A 16071-nucleotide genomic window follows, 5' to 3' on the forward strand; every position below is an offset into this window, starting at 1 on the left:
CTTCGTAGCAACAAACACGGTGTCGTCCCGGCCTTGAGCGACGACACTAACTCCCCAGCCCGGTCCCGCCATAGAGCCAGGTCAGATCGCCAAGATAATCTTCCTGCGATTTCGCACGCATGATCGCGTTGCGGATGCGGGCGTGTTCGCCGGATGGGTGATAGATGTGCTCGCCGATCGCGCGCGACAGCATCTGCACCTTCGCGGTGCGCGGAAAGCGCTGCGCGCGATAGGCTTCAAGCGCGTCGGCCTGTTCATCAAAATGCGACAGCATATGCGACAGGCACACCGCGTCTTCCATCGCCTGGCAGGCGCCTTGTGCGAAATATTGCAGCATCGGATGCGCGGCGTCGCCGAGCAGCGCGACGCGGCCGTCGACCCAGCGCTCGACGGGATCGCGGTCGCATAGCACCCATAGCCGCCAGTTCTTGCCGTGCCGGATGATTTCCCGCGCACGCTCATGCACGTGGCCGAAGCCCTGCATGACTTCCTGGTCGGAAACCGGCTTCCCCGCCACCGGCTCCGGCGCGTCGTTGTGATAGGTGACGACGAGGTTGAACACCTTCCAGCCCGACAGCGGATAATGCACGATGTGGCATTTCGGTCCGGCCCACAGCGTCGCCGCGTTCCAGCGCAAATCTTCCGGCATCTGTTCGGTCGGAATCACCGAGCGGTAGGTCGTGTGACCGGACACCCGCGGCGGTCCGTCGGAGATGACCTGTTTGCGAACGTTGGACCACAGCCCGTCGGCGCCGATCAGAAGCCGGCCCGTGACGCGTTCGCCGTTCGCCAGCCGCGCCGTCACCGACGAGCCATCCTGGTCGTAGCCGGTGACCTCGCTGCTCACGCGCAATTCGATCAGGTCGTGGCTCTCGCAGGCGCGCAGGAAGACGCCATGCAGGTCGCCGCGATGCACCACCGCATAGGGATTGCCGAAGCGCGCGCGAAACGCCTCGCGCAGGTCGACATGGGTGATCTCCTCGGCAGTCATCGCATCCATCAGCCGGAGCTGATCGATATAGACGGCCATGCTTCGCGCCGCCTCGCCGACGCCGAGATAGTCGAAGGCGTGAAATGCATTGGGCCCGAGCTGGATACCGGCGCCGATTTCGCCGAGGCTGGAAGCCTTCTCGAGCAGGATCGAGCGGATGCCCTTCTGTGCCAGGCCAAGCGCCGTGGCCAGTCCGCCGATGCCGCCGCCCGCGATCAGGACCGGTCGCACGTCCATCAGCCCGACTTTCCCAGATGTTCGAGCGCGTCTTCGGCACGCAGCGGCACCCGTGATGCTTCGTTGTTGAGATCGACCAGTTGCGTCAGCAGTGTCAGCAGCGTCTTGCGGTCGGCCGGCTTCAGCGGCTGCAGCATCCGCGCCTGCGCCCGATCGACCACCGGCATGATTTCGCGCAGCAAGGCGCTGCCCGCCTTGGTGAGATAGAGCAGTTTGACGCGCTTGTCCTCGCGCGCCGGTTTGCGCTCGATCAGGGTTTTGGTCTCCAGCCGTTCGATCACATTGCCGAGCGTGGAGCGGTCGAATGCGATCACCGCGGACAGCCGCGTCGCGTCGATACCGGGATGGGTGTGGATCGCCACCAGGGCGGCGTATTGCACCGGCGTCAGGTCGAACGCCCGGCATTCCTCGACAAAGATCGCGACCGCGATCTGCTGCATCCGCCGGAACAGATAGCCCGGTGCGGCGTAGACCGCATCCATCGTGATGGGCGCAGATGGGGTAACGGGCGCGGGCTTACTCGGCATCGGGCTGCCTATCCGGTGCAGCGTCCGCGAACGCCTTCATTTCCCTCGCCGCGGCCTCGGCCTTGAGCAGGCGCGGATAGACCGAGACGTCGACACCGAAGCGGCGCGCATTGCCAAGCTGCGGCACCAGCGACAGGTCGGCCATGGTCGGCACCGGCCCGAAACAGAACGGCCCCTGCTCATCCGCGATCAGCGCTTCGCAGGCGCCGAGCCCCTCGCGGTTGGCCCAGGCCGCCCACTCCGTGACCTTGTCCTCCGATATTCCGAGCTGGCGCAGCCGGTTCAGCACTTTCAGATTTTGCACCGGGTGGGTGTCGCAGGCGAGCGCCATGGAAAACGCGCGGACTTTGGCGCGGCGCAGCGGGTCTTTCGGCAACAAGGGCGGTTCGGGATAGATCTCATCCAGCCATTCGACGATGGCAAGCGACTGGGTGAGAACCGCGCCGGCATCGTTCTCCAGCGCCGGCACCAGACCCTGCGGGTTGATGGCGAGATAGGCCGGCGCGCATTGCTCACCCTTGCGAAGGTGATGCGCGAGGTGCTCGGGCCGCATCCCCTTCAGATTAAGCGCGATCCTGACCCGGTATGCCGCGGCACTGCGGAAATAGCCGTGCAGCTTCATCGGAACCTCCCGGTAAATTTGTCGTTTGCCGCTGATGGGCGCGATTGACGCTATCCATATTGTCAGTATGCTGTCAATAAATCGACCCACAAGAATAGCGGGAGGCTGACATGGAAGCCGTGCAGAAGACCCCGGAACGCGAGGCGTTCTACAAGAAGATCGACGGCGAAAATCTCTCCGCGCTGTGGAACGTGATGGGCGACCTGATCACGCCGGAGCCGCGCTCGGCCTGCCGGCCGCATTTGTGGAAGTTCGATGCGATCCGCGACTACATGACCGAGGCCGGCAAGCTGATCACCGCCAAGGAAGCCGAGCGGCGGGTGCTGGTGCTGGAAAACCCCGGTTTGCGCGGGCAATCGAAAATCACCACGTCACTGTTTGCCGGTGTGCAGATGGTGGTCCCGGGCGACGTCGCGCCGGCGCACCGGCATAGCCAGTCGGCCTTGCGTTTCGTGCTCGAAGGCAAGGGTGCCGCGACCGCGGTCGACGGCGAACGCACCCTGATGGAGCCCGGCGATTTCGTGATCACGCCGTCGATGACCTGGCACGACCATTCCAACGAAACCTCCGAGCCGATGTTCTGGCTCGACGGCCTCGATATCCCGATGGTGCAATTTTTCGATGCGTCGTTTGCCGAAGGATCCAACGAGGACCAGCAGAAGATCACCCGTCCCGCCGGCGATAGCTTTGCCCGCTACGGTCACAATTTGCTGCCGGTCGACGAGAAGCGCAAATCGAAGACCTCGCCGATCTTCAACTATCCCTACAGCTACACCCGCGAGGCGCTGGAGCAGGCCAAGACCCGCAACGAATGGGATGCCTGCCACGGGCTGAAGCTGAAATTCTCGAACCCGGAAACCGGCGATTTCGCGATGCCGACCATCGGCACCTTCATCCAGATGCTGCCGAAGGGTTTTAAAACTGCGCGCTATCGCTCCACCGATGCGACCGTGTTCGCGGCGATCGAGGGCAAGGGCCGAAGCCGGATCGGCGACCAGACGTTCGAGTGGGGCGCGCGCGACCTGTTCGTGGTGCCGAGCTGGCAATGGGTCACCCACGAGGCAGATACGGATTCTGTGCTGTTCAGTTTCTCGGACCGCCCGGTGCAGCAGAAGCTCGATCTGTTCCGTGAGGATCGCGGCAACGCGTGAGGTTCGTCGTCATTCCGGGATGGTGCGCAGCACCAGACCTCAGATGCGCAATCGCGCATCGGGGAATCTCGAGATTCCGGGTTCGATGCTTCGCATCGCCCCGGAATGACAGCCAGCTCTACCGCCAGTGCAGCAACCGCGCTTCCAGCCAGTTGATCAACCTTCCCACCGCCAGCCCGAACAGCGACAGGATCACGACGCCGGCGAGGAGCTGATCGGTCTGCATCAGGTTGCCTGCCTGCAGCACGAAGGCGCCGATACCGTACTGGGCGCCGATCATCTCGGCGCTGACCACCAAGAGCAGCGCGACGGAAGCCGTAATGCGGAATCCGGCCAAGATCGAGGGCATCGCGCCGGGCCAGATCACCCGGGTCACGATGGCGTGGAACGGCACATTAAAGCTCTGCGCCATCCGGATCAGGTTGCGCGGCACCGCGTCGACGCCGCTATAGACGGAAATCGCGGTAGAGAAGAACACGCCGAGCGCAATGGTCGCGATCTTCGGCTCCTCGCCGATCCCGAGCCAGAGAATCAACAGCGGCAGCAGCGCGATCTTCGGAATCGGAAACAGCGCCGAGATGAAGGTGATGCCGACGCCGCGCGCCAGGGTCGAGAGTCCGATCGCGAAGCCGACGATGATCCCGGCTGTGGTGCCAAGTACCCACCCGGATCCGATCCGCATGATCGACCACGACAGATGCTGCCAGAGCGCACCTGACAGCGCGAGCTTGTAGATGGCGACCACAATCGCCGACGGTGCCGGCAGGAACAGCGAATTGACCCAGCCGGCGCTGCCGGCCAACTGCCAGAACGCGATCACCAGCGCCAGCGCGATCCAGCCGGAGGCACGGCCTGCGCGCGGCGTAAAACCGGCGCCGCGGAACGCAACCGGGCGCGTCTCGCCTTCCGGCCTCGTAGCCTGCGATGTCGCGCGGTCAAGCATGCTGGACCTCGCGCTCGGCGTCGATTGCCTCTTCGCGGATCAGGGACCACAGATCGTTCTGCAAACCGATCAGTTTGCCGCGCGCCTCGATACCGCCGCGCTCGTCGCGCGTCATCGGGATGGTCACGATCTCGCGGACGCGGCCGGGACGGCGCGACAACACCACGATGCGATCGGCGAGCCGCACGGCTTCTTCCAGATTGTGCGTGACATAGACCGCGGCCATCCCGCCGTCGGCAAGCAGGCGGATGAAATCCTCCATCAGCAATTCGCGGGTCTGCGAATCCAGTGCCGACAGCGGCTCATCCATCAACAGGATCGCGGGCTTGACCGCGAGCGCCCGCGCGATGCCGACACGCTGGCGCATGCCGCCCGACAATTGCTTGGGGTAGGTGTCGCGAAAATCGGACAGCCCGGTCCGGCGCAGCGCGTCGTCGACGACGGCGCGGCGCGCGGCGGCGTCCAGCGCCGTATGCACCAGCGGAAACTCGACGTTCTCCGCTACCGTGCACCAGGGCAGCAGTGCAAAGTCTTGGAACACGAAGGTCAGCGGGTTGAGGCTGTCGGCGGGCGGCGCGCCGCGCAGTTCGGCCTGCCCTCCGCTCGGCCGCAGCAGGCCGCCAAGGATCGATAGCAGCGTGCTCTTGCCGCAGCCGGAAGGACCGACGATCGCGACCACCTCGCCGGAAGCGACCTGGAACGACACCTTGTCGAGCACGTCGAGCGTGCCGAAACGGTGACTGATATGGTCGGCGATCAGGTCCATTAATACGAATTCCCGCTTGCTCGAAACTGGCAGTGTACCGGGCCTCATGGTTCGAGACGCGCTACGCGCTCCTCACCATGAGGAATCTCAGACCTCATCCTGAGGAGCACGCGCTAGCGTGCGTCTCGAAGGATGACGCCCAGGGTCCGCTTGCCGATCAATCCGCCTTCACATATTCCTTGGCGATGATCGCGTCCGCCGAAAATCCCTTATCGACAAAGCCTTGCTCCTGCAGCCACGCGATCTGGTTGCCGACGTTCTTGACGTCGAGCTTGCCGTCGGGATCGATATAGGCGCAATTGCCGACCACCTGCTCGACCGGGAGGTTGGTGTATTTCGCGATAATCTCGAGCAACGGCCTGGTCTTGTCGTTGATGTCGGCCTTGCCGTCCTTGACGGAGGCCAGCACCACGTCGTGGTATTCGCGATCGGCGCGCACCAGCGCGGCCAAAAGCTTGGTCACCAGCGCACTGTTGGTCAGCGTCTTCGGCGAGGCGAACACCGCACCCAATTGCCACGGCGTCTCGTCGCCGACCCAGCCCAAAAATTTGGCGCCGCCGGTATCGATCAGCGTGCGCGCGGTCGAGACCGGCAGCAGCGCCGCATCGACGGTCTCGCCCTTCAAGGCCGCGGCCGCATTGGACAGCGACTGCAGCGGCAGCACCTTTACGTCCGCGAGCTTGAAACCGTATTTGTCGGCGAGCAGACCGAGCGAATAATGGAAGCTGGAGCCGACCTGCGTCACCGCGATCCGTTTTCCCGCGAGATCCTTTGGCGTCTTCAGGCCGGCCGCATAGGCGTTGTTGCTGGCGAAATAGCCGATCAGGGGATAGCCGGCCTTCTCGCGGCTCATGCCGCCGATCACCTTCAGCGTGCCCTTGCCCGCGAGGTTATAGAGTCCGGCCGTGAACGCCGTGATGCCGAAATCGATGTCGCCTGACGTCGTCGCCACCGCGATCGGCTGCGCCGCGTCGAAGAATTTCAGTTCGATATCGAGCCCGGCCTCGCGGAAATAGCCCTTGTCCTGCGCGATGAACACCGGCGCCGACGACGACAGCCTGAGCACGCCGACCTTGGCCTTCAGCGCGTCATCGGCCCGCGCGATCCCGCCAACGACAATCGCCAACAAACCCGCCACCGCGAGCCGTGCAAACCGTCTCATTCCGTTCCCTCCGTAACGACCCTGGAGCCTCTTCCGTTCCAATGGAATCGGAACGGAGCTCCAGGCTTTTAATTTGACGCGTTTTCTTGACGCGAACCGGCTTCCACTTCGCTGGAAAACGCTCTATAGCCCATCGGGCACGCGCTGGTCCCGCCCGATGAAGGCGCCCTGTTGTTTCAACGTTTGTTGCAACTTTTCAACCGCAATGTCGCGCGGAATCGTATTGCCTGACAGCGCCAGATCGGCCGCGGCGCCCACCGCCTCCCCCATCGCGAAACATGCCCCGGAAACCCGCGCCGCCGACTGGCCTTCATGGGTCATCGAGGCGCAGCGGCCGGCAATCAGGAGGTTGTCGACGCCTTGGGGGACCAGCATGCGATAGGGCAATTCGTTGAACCCGCGCGACTCCGGGATCGGCGGGAACTTGAAGATGACATCGCCGGCGACATGCTGCTCCATCGGCCAGCCATTGACGCCGATGGAATCCTCGAACGAGGCGCAGCCCAGCACGTCCTCGCCCGACAGCCTATAGCCGCCGACCACGCGGCGGGTTTCGCGGATCCCGAGCTGCGGCGGCAGGTCGACGATGTAGGATTTTTCGAAACCAGGAACGGTGCGCAGAAACTCGAACGCCTGCACCGCCTGGCGGCGGCCCTCGATTTCGCCGCGGGTCATCTGGTCCGGCTCAAGGCCGTTGACCGCGCTGCCGTCCTCGCGCGCCAACTGGGTAAAGTTCACCCGCCATTCGATCCCTGATTTTTGCGGCCGCACGATCGCGCCTTTGCGGGGAAACCGATGCGTGCCCGATGCTTGCGCCTTTTCCATCAGCGCCGGGATCGTCCGCCAGGCGTCGCCGGCCTTCTCGGGATCGATGCCGTTGAGGCGGAACATCATCGAGGGAAACAGCATGCTGCCGGCATTGTCGCCGACCTCAAACGGCGCCCCGGCCCAGGCCGCGAGATCGCCGTCGCCGGAGCAGTCGATGAAGATGTCCGCGCGCACCGCCTGCCGGCCTGCCTTGGTCTCGATCATCAACACGTCGATGTGCCTGTCGCCCTGCATCACCACGCCGGCGCCGAGCGCATGAAACAGAATGTCGACCTTGTGCGCGGCCAAGAGATCGTCAGCCGCGATCTTGTAGGCGGCGGTGTCATAGGCCTGCGCGAAGATCTTGCCGAGGATCAGATGCGGCGCATTGAGGCCGCCAAGCCGGTCGATCCGCGCAAGCAGATCGGACGCCACGCCCTGCACCACGCGGTGCGCCTCGCCATAGACATTGGCATGTAGACCACAAAAGTTCGTGACGCCTGCCGCCGTGCCCATGCCGCCGAGGAAACCATAACGCTCGATCAGCAGCGTGCGGCGGCCGGCGCGGGCCGCGGCGACGGCAGCAGCGATGCCCGCGGGCCCGCCGCCGAGCACGACGACTTCATATTCGCCGTAGAGCGGAATCTGGCGGGCGGGTTCGGTGATGGTTTTCAGAGACAAATTGCGATTTCCTTCAGGCTTACGTCCCGACCTGCAACGGCGAGCCGAGCTTGCGCAGCGCGGCGATCGCCGAGAGCGCGGTGATGCGGCCGGTTTTTGGATTCTCCGAGGGGATGTTCTCGATCGACATCGTAAAGCTCGCCGAGTCGGATTCGACCTTGATCTGATGACAGTTGCGCGTCACCGCCGGATCAGCCCAGATTTCGATCGTGGTGCGATCGGGACCGATGCCGGCCAGCGACAGCGCCGCGACGACGTTGACGTTGGCCGGGAACGCGGCGGCGGCATCGCGAGCGGAGCCTTTGAAAACGCGCAACGCGGACGTCAATCCGTCGACTGAAATCTTGTTCTCGACCAGATAGGGCGCGCCGGCAAGGCCGTTGGGCGGCTTGCGCGTGACCATCTGCACGGAATGGATCGCGCCTTCGGCCGCGGCGGAAACCGCGTCGAAGCCGATCAGGGCGCCGGTCGGCACGATGATCCGGCCACCTTGGGCTCGCGCCAGTTCGATGAGATCGTGGCGCGGCAGCAAAGCGCTGGCGCTCAGCACCATCACCTGCTTGCCGGCATTCAGCATCGGCCGGCAGATCTGGTCGAGTATCGCCGCCGGCGCGCATTCGACCACGAGGTCGGTATGTTCAGGCAGCTCATCGAGCGCGATCAGCGAACAGGAGATGCCTTCGCGATCGAGCCAAGCCTGCGCCTTGGCGCGGTCCCGGGTCGCGATAGCAGACAGGACAAGACCCGGCAACCCCTGCGCCAGCTTGCGCGCCACGGTTTTGCCGATCTCGCCCAGCCCGGCAATGGCAATGCGCTTGGAAGACAAATTGCAGCTCCTGTCATCGTGGTCGCGAAAACCTACTTCCAATTTGCCGCGCGTTTCTCCGCAAACGACGCCAGCCCCTCCGACGCCTCCTGCGTCTGCCGGCGCGCCGAATGCATCCTGACCAGCCGCGCATAGGCGTCGTCGTCGACGCTCATGCCGCCGAACGAACTCTCCAGCGCGAGCGCCTTGGTCTCGGCCATGGCCGCGGGACCGTTGGCGAGCAACTGCTCGACGATTTTGGCGCCCGCGGTTTCGAGATCGGCCAGCGGCACCACCTCATGCACCAGGCCGATACGGCGTGCATCTTCCGCGCCAAAGCGTTCGCCGGTCAGCGCGTAGCGGCGGACCTGGCGCACGCCAATGGCGTCGCAGAGCTGCGGGATGATGATCGCAGCCGTCAGCCCCCAGCGCACTTCGGTGATCGAGAACAGTGCGTTGTCGGCCGCGACCACGACGTCGCAGGCCGAAATCACGCCGGTGCCGCCGCCGAAGCAGCCGCCCTGCACCAGCGCCACCGTCGGGATCGGCAAGGTATTGAGCCGCTGTACCGCCTCGAACGTCGCCCGCGACACCGCCTCGTTCTCTTCGACCGATTTCGGCCGCACGCCGTTGATCCATTTCAGGTCGGCGCCCGCCTGAAAATGCTTGCCGCTGCCCTTCAGCACGACAACGCGAAGATTTGGCTTGCTGCCCAGATCGTCCATCGCCGCGAGCACGCCGTTGATCAGGCCCGCATCGTAGGCATTGTTCACCTCGGGGCGATTGAGCGTGACCGTGCCGACGCCGTTTTCGCTGAGGTTCCACAGGACCGGAGTGGCGCTCATTGGCGATTTCCCTTCGTTTTCTTGCGTTTGTTATTTCAGGCAATATGCCTGATATCATCAACCTTGATCCATCACTTTCCGCCTTGCGGCAAGCTCGAACCGCATCAGTGGTTGCGCTGCGGCGCAGGCTTGTGGAGAGTGGCGCCTCACACGTCGATCCCTTCAGCAGGACCTCAACTCCATGCGTATCTGCGTTTTCGGTGCGGGCGCCGTCGGCAGCCACATAGCGGTGCGGCTGGCGCTGGCGGGACACGATGTCGCCTGCGTGATGCGAGGGCCGCATCTCGACGCGGTCAAGGCCAACGGCCTGACGCTGCAGGTAGGCGACGCCGAGTTCAAAGCCAAGGTGAAAGCATCCGATGATCCGGCAGCGCTCGGCGCGCAGGACGTCGTCATCAGCACGCTGAAGGCGACCGGCGTGGCGAGCCTCGCGACCGGACTGTCACCGTTGCTGCGCGACGACACGTCGGTCCTGTTCGCGCAGAACGGCATTCCCTGGTGGTACGATATCGGGCTTTCGCCAAAGCACCCGCCGGTGCCGGATCTCGGCTTTCTCGATCCCGGCGGGCGGCTGCGCGCCGCGGTCCCCAGGGAACGCATCATCGGCGGCGTGATCTTTTCGTCGAATGAAATCGTTGCGCCGGGCGTCGCCGCCAACCTCTCGCCCGAGCGCAACAGGCTCCTGATCGGCGAATGCGACGACCGCGCCAGCGAGCGGATTGCAAGGCTGCGCACAGCCCTGAACGAGGCCAGAATCGAATCACCGGAGGTGCCGCAAATCCGCGAGACCATCTGGTCGAAACTCCTGACCAATATGTCGATGTCGGTGCTGTGTTCGCTGACCGGGCAAACCGCGCGCGGCGTCAGGGACGACCCTTCGCTGGCCGAGGTGATTCCGCGCCTGCTCGACGAGGCCAACAGCATCGCGCAGACCTGCTTTCCCGAGGTCAAGCGCGTCACCCGCACCGGCCCGGCGCCGGACCACAAGCCGTCGATTCTGCAGGATTACGAACTCGGCCGCGCCATGGAGATCGACGCGCTGGTCCGCGCACCCGCCGCGTTCGCGCGCGCCGCCGGACTTTCGACACCGATGCTCGATCTGATGGCTGCGCTGGCGATCCGCCAGGCGCGGGAGAAGGGGCTGTATCGGGCTGGATAGAGCGTTTTCCAGCGAAGTGGAAACCGGTTCGCGTCAAGAAAACGCGTCAAATCAAAAATCTAAAGCCCCGTTCCGATTACATCGGAACGGGGCTTTAGCCCGGACGACCAGACCCTCAGGCCGGCTGCAATCCCAGCCGGTCGAACAGCCGCGTGTCGGCCGCGTTTCCCGGATTGCCAGCGGTCAGCAAGGTCTCGCCGACAAAGATCGAATTCGCCCCCGCGAAAAAGCAGAGCGCCTGCATCTCGTCCGTCATGGCCGAGCGACCTGCCGACAGGCGAACATATGATTTCGGCATCATGACGCGCGCCAGCGCAACGATCCTGACGAACTCGATCGGCCCGATCGGAGCGGCATTGGCCAACGGCGTGCCGGCAATCGGAATCAGCATGTTGATCGGAACGCTTTCGGGCGGCTCAGCCAGGTTGGCAAGCGTAACCAGCATATCGACGCGGTCGGCTTCTTCCTCACCCATTCCCAGGATGCCGCCGCAACAGACTTTCATGCCGGACTGACGGACGTTTTCCAGTGTGTCGAGCCGATCGGAAAATGTGCGCGTCGAGGTGACCTGCGGATAATAGCGCTCCGATGTATCGATATTGTGGTTGTAATAGTCGAGACCGGCCGCGCTGAGCCGCTCCGACTGGTCGCGGTCCAGCATACCCAACGTCATGCAGGTCTCCAGCCCGAGTGCCTTCACCGCGCCGACGACTTCGACGATGGCGTCCATGTCCCTCGGCTTCGGATTGCGCCAGGCAGCGCCCATGCAGTAACGGGTCGCGCCCGCCTCTTTGGCCTTGCGCGCCTCGGCGACGATCTTTTCGACATCCATCAGCTTGGAGGCCGCCAAACCCGTCGCGTTATGCACGGACTGGCTGCAATAGCCGCAATCCTCCGGGCAGCCCCCGGTCTTGATATTGAGGAGCTTGCTCAACTGCACGCGGTTGGGGTCGAAATGCTGCCGATGAATCGACTGCGCCTTGAACAGCAGGTCATTGAACGGGAGCCGGTAGACCGACCATGCAGCCTCCGCTGTCCATGCCGGCGCGACCGCGGTCGCTACGATCGTTTCGTTGCTCAGTTCAAGCATTCGTATTCTCCGGGATTTCGAATTCGGCGAGCTTATGGCACGGCGGTACGGACGAAACCAGCGCGCGTCGATTATCCGCGCAACGGACATTGACCATGCGACGCGCGCTGGTATCAATCTTGCGTTATGAGGCCACCGGATGCCGGTTCGCGAGGACGGAACATGCACATCAGAGACAAGGTTTGTGTCGTAACCGGGGCCGCGAGCGGCATCGGCGCAGCGGTGGCGCGCGCCTATGCCGAAGCCGGCGCGCGCGGCGTCGTGGTCGCCGACCTCAAGACCTCGCGCGACAAGCTCGCGAAAGTCGCCGGCGATATCGATGGGCTGGCCGTAACCGCCGATGTCGGCCTCGAAGACGACATCAAGGCGCTGGTGGCGGCGGCCGAGGACAAATATGGCCGGGTTGACGTGTTCTTTTCCAACGCGGGCCTGTCACGCAAGGGACAGGAAAGCGCCTCCGACGCCGACTGGGACGTGAGCTGGCGGGTCCATGTCATGAGCCATGTGTTCGCGGCACGCGCGCTGGTCCCGGGTATGCTGGCGCGCGGCTCCGGTTATCTGCTCAACACCGCTTCCGCGGCCGGCCTGCTGGCTTCGCTGAACTCGATGCCTTACGGGGTCACCAAGAACGCCGCGGTGGCGCTGGCCGAGCATCTCGCCATTCAATATGGCGACCGCGGCATCCGCGTTTCCGTGCTGTGCCCGCAATCGGTGCAGACCGGCATGACCACCCCCGGCCCCAGCGCCGCGCGGGTCGACGGTGTCCTGCAGCCGCCGGAGGTAGCCCGCATGGTGCTTCAGGCGATGGAAGCCGAACAGTTTCTCATCCTGACGCACCCGCAAGTCGGAGAATACATGCAGCGCAAGGCATCGAGCCGCGATCGCTGGATCACCGGCATGCGGCGGCTGCGCGACAAGATCTATGGCGACCAGCGCGCGGGCTGAAATCGCGCGTCAGTCCACAATCCCGTCAACCCATGCCGCGAAAGCGTCCAGCACCTCGTCCAGCACTTCGCGGTCATTCCGCCCCGAACGCTTCAGCACATGGAAGGAATGATCGGCCTCCTTCACCAGATGCAAGGATGCCGCGCCCCCCAACCCTTTGACGACCGGTTCGAGCAGGCTCAATTCCGCGAGCGCGTCGCGCGTCCCCTGCAGGAACAGCATGGGGATACGGATATCGGCGAGATGCCTTGCCCGGTCATTGGAAGGCTTTCCGGCAGGATGCAGGGGAAAGCCCAGAAAGGCCAGGCCGCGAACGCCGGGCAACGGAGAAAGCGCCTGCGCTTGCGACGTCATGCGGCCGCCGAACGATTTGCCGCCGGCCATCAGCGGCAACCCGTCACAACATCGTCCCGCCTCCGTCACCGCGGCACGTACCGCGCGGTGCGCGACCGCGGGCGAATCCGGCCGCTTGCTGCCGCTCTCCATATAGGGAAACTGGTAGCGCAGCGTCGCAATACCGCGATCGCCGAGGCCGGCCGCAATCGCCTGCATCGACGCATGCGTCATGCCGGCGCCGGCCCCGTGCGCGAACACGTAAGCTGCGCGCGCATCAGGCGGCAGGATCAGCAACGCGGAGACCGGCGCAGCATCCGGGATCACGATCTCGAGCTTTTGCGCGTCAGCGGCTTTCAAAGCGGCAATCCCCGGAATCCGACTTCAAGGATGTGATCTCAAATGTGAGATTTCAGCTATGTTATTCAACGCCCCTGATTCTACATTTCGGGCGTGCCGCACGCAAACCTGTCGCGCAGGGCCCACACGGCCGGTTTCAAAGCCGCGAACCGGCTTCATGGACAGAAACACGATGCTCTTGTAAAGAGAGTATATTCACCGAATACACGCCAGAGGAGAAACACTCTCTGATGGCTTTTGATAACGGATGATTTTTGCGCCTCGGGCGCAGTGGGACAGGGGCCGGCCATGCGTCGCAGGACAAAGATTGTTATCGCAATATTGGTCGCCGTCGGCGCTTACGCCTTTTTCAAGGACGACATCGCGCAGCTCCGGGAAGGCTTCAACGTGAAGCTCGCGGAGTATCCGGCGCCGAAGAATACCAGGTTGCTCAACCAGAATGTCAGCGACAAGGACATCGGCTGGTTCTACCACGCCGACCAAGGGACGCGTACCTTCGGTATCCCCTATGAGTGGTTCATGGCGCTGGAGCAACCCGGTCTGTTGTCGATGTTCTGGTCGGCCGGCCCGTTCAGCGATCCGGCCTACCTCGATCGTTACGGTTTCATTCCCGATCCGATCGACAAGACGGCGCTGCCGATCGGCTTCGCGCATGGCGACGCGATGCTGGATCCGACGGGTGAGCCCTGGCGCAACCCGAGCAACAAGCAGGATATGATCGGCATCGGCCTGACCTGCGCGGCCTGCCACACCGGCCGCTTCACCTACAAGGAAACCGCCGTGATCATCAACGGCGGACCGGCACTGACCGATCTCCTCAAGTTGAAACAGGGTATCGGCGTCGCGCTGTTCGAGACGCGGTATCTGCCCGGTCGTTTCGGCCGCTTCGCCGAGCGCATTCTGGGAGCGGATTCGACGGTCGACGAACGCGCGGCGCTGAAATTCCAGATCGACCAGGTCCTGAAGCAATACAGTGACACGCTGGCCCTCGAGAAGCGCGTCGCTTCCCGCAGCATCGAGGAAGGCTATGGGCGGCTCGACGCCCTGAACCGGATCGGCAATCAGGTGTTTTCCATCGACCTGAAGAATCCGGACAACTATGCCGGCTCCTCGGCGCCGGTGCATTACCCGCGGATCTGGAACACGCCGTGGTTCGATTGGGTGCAGTATAACGGCTCGATCATGCAGCCGATGGTGCGTAATGCCGGCGAGTCACTCGGCGTGTCATCCGAACTCAATCTGACCGACCCGTCGAAAGGCCTGTTCAAGTCGAGCGTCAACGTTGAATCGCTCTATGCGATGGAGGAAATGATCAAGGGCAAGAACCCGCCGAACGCGAAGGACGGGTTCTCGGGTCTGCAATCTCCGAAGTGGCCAAGCGATATCCTGCCGCCGATCGACCAGAAGCTGGCCGCGCAGGGCGCCAAACTTTACGAGTCGCATTGTCAGGGATGTCATCGGCCGCCGGTGACGAGCGAGGCTTTCTACGATTTCAACAACAAGAGTTGGTGGCGGACGAACCAGAACGGCGAGCACGTCATGGTTCTCGAAAATATCCCGATCGAGCATATCGGCACCGATCCCGCGCAGGCCGCGGACATGGCAGCGAGGACGGTTGCGGTTCCCCCCAATCTCGGAATCGACAAGACCGGATTCGCATTTGCGCTCGGCGAAGTGGTCGTGAAGACCGTCAACTACATCTACGACCGGCCGCAGCCACCGCTGGACAAGAACGGAAAGCCGAAGCCGCCGTTGAGTGAGGCGGAGCGGCAGCGCATCAACGGATATATGCCGAACGAGCTCCGCGGCGAGCTGGCCTACAAGGTGCGTCCGCTCAACGGCGTATGGGCGACACCACCCTATCTCCACAACGCTTCGGTGCCGAGCGTCTACGCGCTGCTGTCCCCGATCGAAGAGCGGCCAACGAAATTCTATCTCGGCAACCGCGAATACGATCCCGTCAATCTCGGTTACAAGACCGATTACCTCGCCAACGGTTTTGAATTCGACACCTCGATCCGCGGCAATTCGAACAGCGGCCACCAGTTCCGGAAAGAGTACGACGAGAACAAGCCCGTCAAAGGCATCATCGGACCGGCGCTATCGCCCGACGATCGCAAGGCGCTGATCGAGTACCTCAAGACGCTGTGAGACGCCTGACCCGTTCCTTGTCGTCATGCCCGGCCTTGTGCCGGGCATCCACGTCTTGCTTGAGCCGAAGCAACAAAGCCGTGGATGGTCGGGTCCCGGCTACGCCAAGGCTTCGCCGAGGCTTCGTGTGCCTTGGTTCGCCGGAGCTTTGGCGAAGGCGGCAAGCCCGGCCGACTGTCCGCGGGCGCGTTGGCTATCGGCTGACAACCAATCGCAGGCGTGGCTTGAGCGTCCCTTCGAGCTCGGTCTTGAGCTCAAGCACCCGCGGATCTTGCGAACGCGCCGCACACTGCGAGTATTGAATGACCGAGCGTGCCAGCGCGCGCCGTTCTTCCGCGGTTCGCGTCACTTGCGGACTGGACAACCGCAGAACCATCCCGCCGAGCTGCACCAGCAGGTCATCGAGCGCCCGGTCGATCTTGACAAGATCATTCATCGCACCACTCCCGGCAAGGAGTAAGGAATAATGAACGGCCATGCCGGCCGTTCCCTGCAC

Annotated in this window: 16 protein-coding genes; 4 read left to right on the forward strand and 12 right to left on the reverse strand. The window is 63.6% G+C overall.

The window, feature by feature from the left end:
• Positions 1-46: 46 nt before the first annotated feature.
• Genes FFI89_RS33060 through maiA form a run of 3 tightly spaced genes read right to left on the reverse strand, consistent with a single transcriptional unit; the run spans position 47 to position 2377 of the window.
• Complete coding sequence (locus FFI89_RS33060) at positions 47-1228, reverse strand: 3-hydroxybenzoate 6-monooxygenase (protein WP_246669329.1); 1182 nt, start codon at positions 1226-1228, stop codon at positions 47-49.
• On the reverse strand, positions 1228-1755 hold the full coding sequence (locus FFI89_RS33065; RefSeq protein WP_138831633.1) for a MarR family winged helix-turn-helix transcriptional regulator: 528 nt from the start codon (positions 1753-1755) through the stop codon (positions 1228-1230). The genes FFI89_RS33060 and FFI89_RS33065 overlap by 1 nt, the downstream gene beginning before the upstream one ends.
• A complete protein-coding gene (maiA, locus tag FFI89_RS33070) occupies positions 1745-2377 on the reverse strand; it encodes a maleylacetoacetate isomerase (RefSeq protein WP_138831634.1) in 633 nt (210 codons plus the stop codon). Before maiA ends, FFI89_RS33065 begins: the two co-directional genes overlap by 11 nt.
• Before the next feature lie 110 nt (positions 2378-2487).
• Here maiA and gtdA point away from each other — a divergent pair, with 110 nt between their 5' ends.
• Positions 2488-3528, forward strand: coding sequence for a gentisate 1,2-dioxygenase (gene gtdA, locus FFI89_RS33075; protein ID WP_092512349.1), 1041 nt, complete (start codon positions 2488-2490; stop codon positions 3526-3528).
• Positions 3529-3646: 118 nt separating this feature from the next.
• On the opposite strand, the gene FFI89_RS33080 is transcribed toward gtdA, so the two are convergent.
• The 6 genes from FFI89_RS33080 to FFI89_RS33105 form a co-directional block, all read right to left on the reverse strand.
• Complete coding sequence (locus FFI89_RS33080) at positions 3647-4471, reverse strand: ABC transporter permease (RefSeq protein ID WP_138831635.1); 825 nt, start codon at positions 4469-4471, stop codon at positions 3647-3649.
• Entirely contained in the window at positions 4464-5237 is a 774-nt protein-coding gene (locus FFI89_RS33085) for an ABC transporter ATP-binding protein (protein ID WP_138831636.1), read from the reverse strand. The genes FFI89_RS33080 and FFI89_RS33085 overlap by 8 nt, the downstream gene beginning before the upstream one ends.
• A 157-nt stretch (positions 5238-5394) precedes the next feature.
• Positions 5395-6399 carry an ABC transporter substrate-binding protein gene (locus tag FFI89_RS33090; protein ID WP_138831637.1) on the reverse strand — a complete coding sequence of 335 codons (1005 nt, stop codon included), beginning with the start codon at positions 6397-6399 and terminating at the stop codon, positions 5395-5397.
• 123 nt (positions 6400-6522) lie between these two features.
• The gene (locus FFI89_RS33095; RefSeq protein WP_138831638.1) at positions 6523-7887 is read right to left on the reverse strand and encodes an FAD-dependent oxidoreductase; all 1365 of its coding nucleotides are present in this window, start codon (positions 7885-7887) and stop codon (positions 6523-6525) included.
• Between the two features lie 19 nt (positions 7888-7906).
• Entirely contained in the window at positions 7907-8713 is an 807-nt protein-coding gene (locus FFI89_RS33100) for an aspartate dehydrogenase (protein WP_138831639.1), read from the reverse strand.
• A gap of 32 nt (positions 8714-8745) precedes the next feature.
• Positions 8746-9537, reverse strand: coding sequence for an enoyl-CoA hydratase-related protein (locus tag FFI89_RS33105; protein ID WP_138831640.1), 792 nt, complete (start codon positions 9535-9537; stop codon positions 8746-8748).
• A gap of 181 nt (positions 9538-9718) precedes the next feature.
• Here FFI89_RS33105 and FFI89_RS33110 point away from each other — a divergent pair, with 181 nt between their 5' ends.
• Positions 9719-10696 carry a ketopantoate reductase family protein gene (locus FFI89_RS33110; RefSeq protein WP_138831641.1) on the forward strand — a complete coding sequence of 326 codons (978 nt, stop codon included), beginning with the start codon at positions 9719-9721 and terminating at the stop codon, positions 10694-10696.
• A 115-nt stretch (positions 10697-10811) separates the two neighbouring features.
• Here the strand turns inward: FFI89_RS33110 and bioB are convergent, their stop codons facing one another.
• Entirely contained in the window at positions 10812-11786 is a 975-nt protein-coding gene (gene bioB, locus FFI89_RS33115) for a biotin synthase BioB (RefSeq protein WP_138831642.1), read from the reverse strand.
• 162 nt (positions 11787-11948) lie between these two features.
• On the opposite strand from bioB, the gene FFI89_RS33120 reads away from it, so the two are divergent.
• Complete coding sequence (locus FFI89_RS33120; protein ID WP_138831643.1) at positions 11949-12731, forward strand: SDR family oxidoreductase; 783 nt, start codon at positions 11949-11951, stop codon at positions 12729-12731.
• 9 nt (positions 12732-12740) lie between these two features.
• Here the strand turns inward: FFI89_RS33120 and FFI89_RS33125 are convergent, their stop codons facing one another.
• The gene (locus FFI89_RS33125; protein ID WP_138831644.1) at positions 12741-13424 is read right to left on the reverse strand and encodes an alpha/beta family hydrolase; all 684 of its coding nucleotides are present in this window, start codon (positions 13422-13424) and stop codon (positions 12741-12743) included.
• A 288-nt stretch (positions 13425-13712) separates the two neighbouring features.
• Between FFI89_RS33125 and FFI89_RS33130 the strand changes: the two genes are divergently transcribed.
• Positions 13713-15575: a di-heme-cytochrome C peroxidase gene (locus FFI89_RS33130; RefSeq protein ID WP_138831645.1), complete on the forward strand. Its 1863-nt coding sequence runs from the start codon at positions 13713-13715 to the stop codon at positions 15573-15575.
• 193 nt (positions 15576-15768) lie between these two features.
• Here the strand turns inward: FFI89_RS33130 and FFI89_RS33135 are convergent, their stop codons facing one another.
• Entirely contained in the window at positions 15769-16053 is a 285-nt protein-coding gene (locus FFI89_RS33135; RefSeq protein ID WP_371722220.1) for a hypothetical protein, read from the reverse strand.
• Positions 16054-16071 lie beyond the last annotated feature (18 nt).

This window comes from Bradyrhizobium sp. KBS0727, from assembly GCF_005937885.2.
Taxonomy (GTDB): domain Bacteria; phylum Pseudomonadota; class Alphaproteobacteria; order Rhizobiales; family Xanthobacteraceae; genus Bradyrhizobium.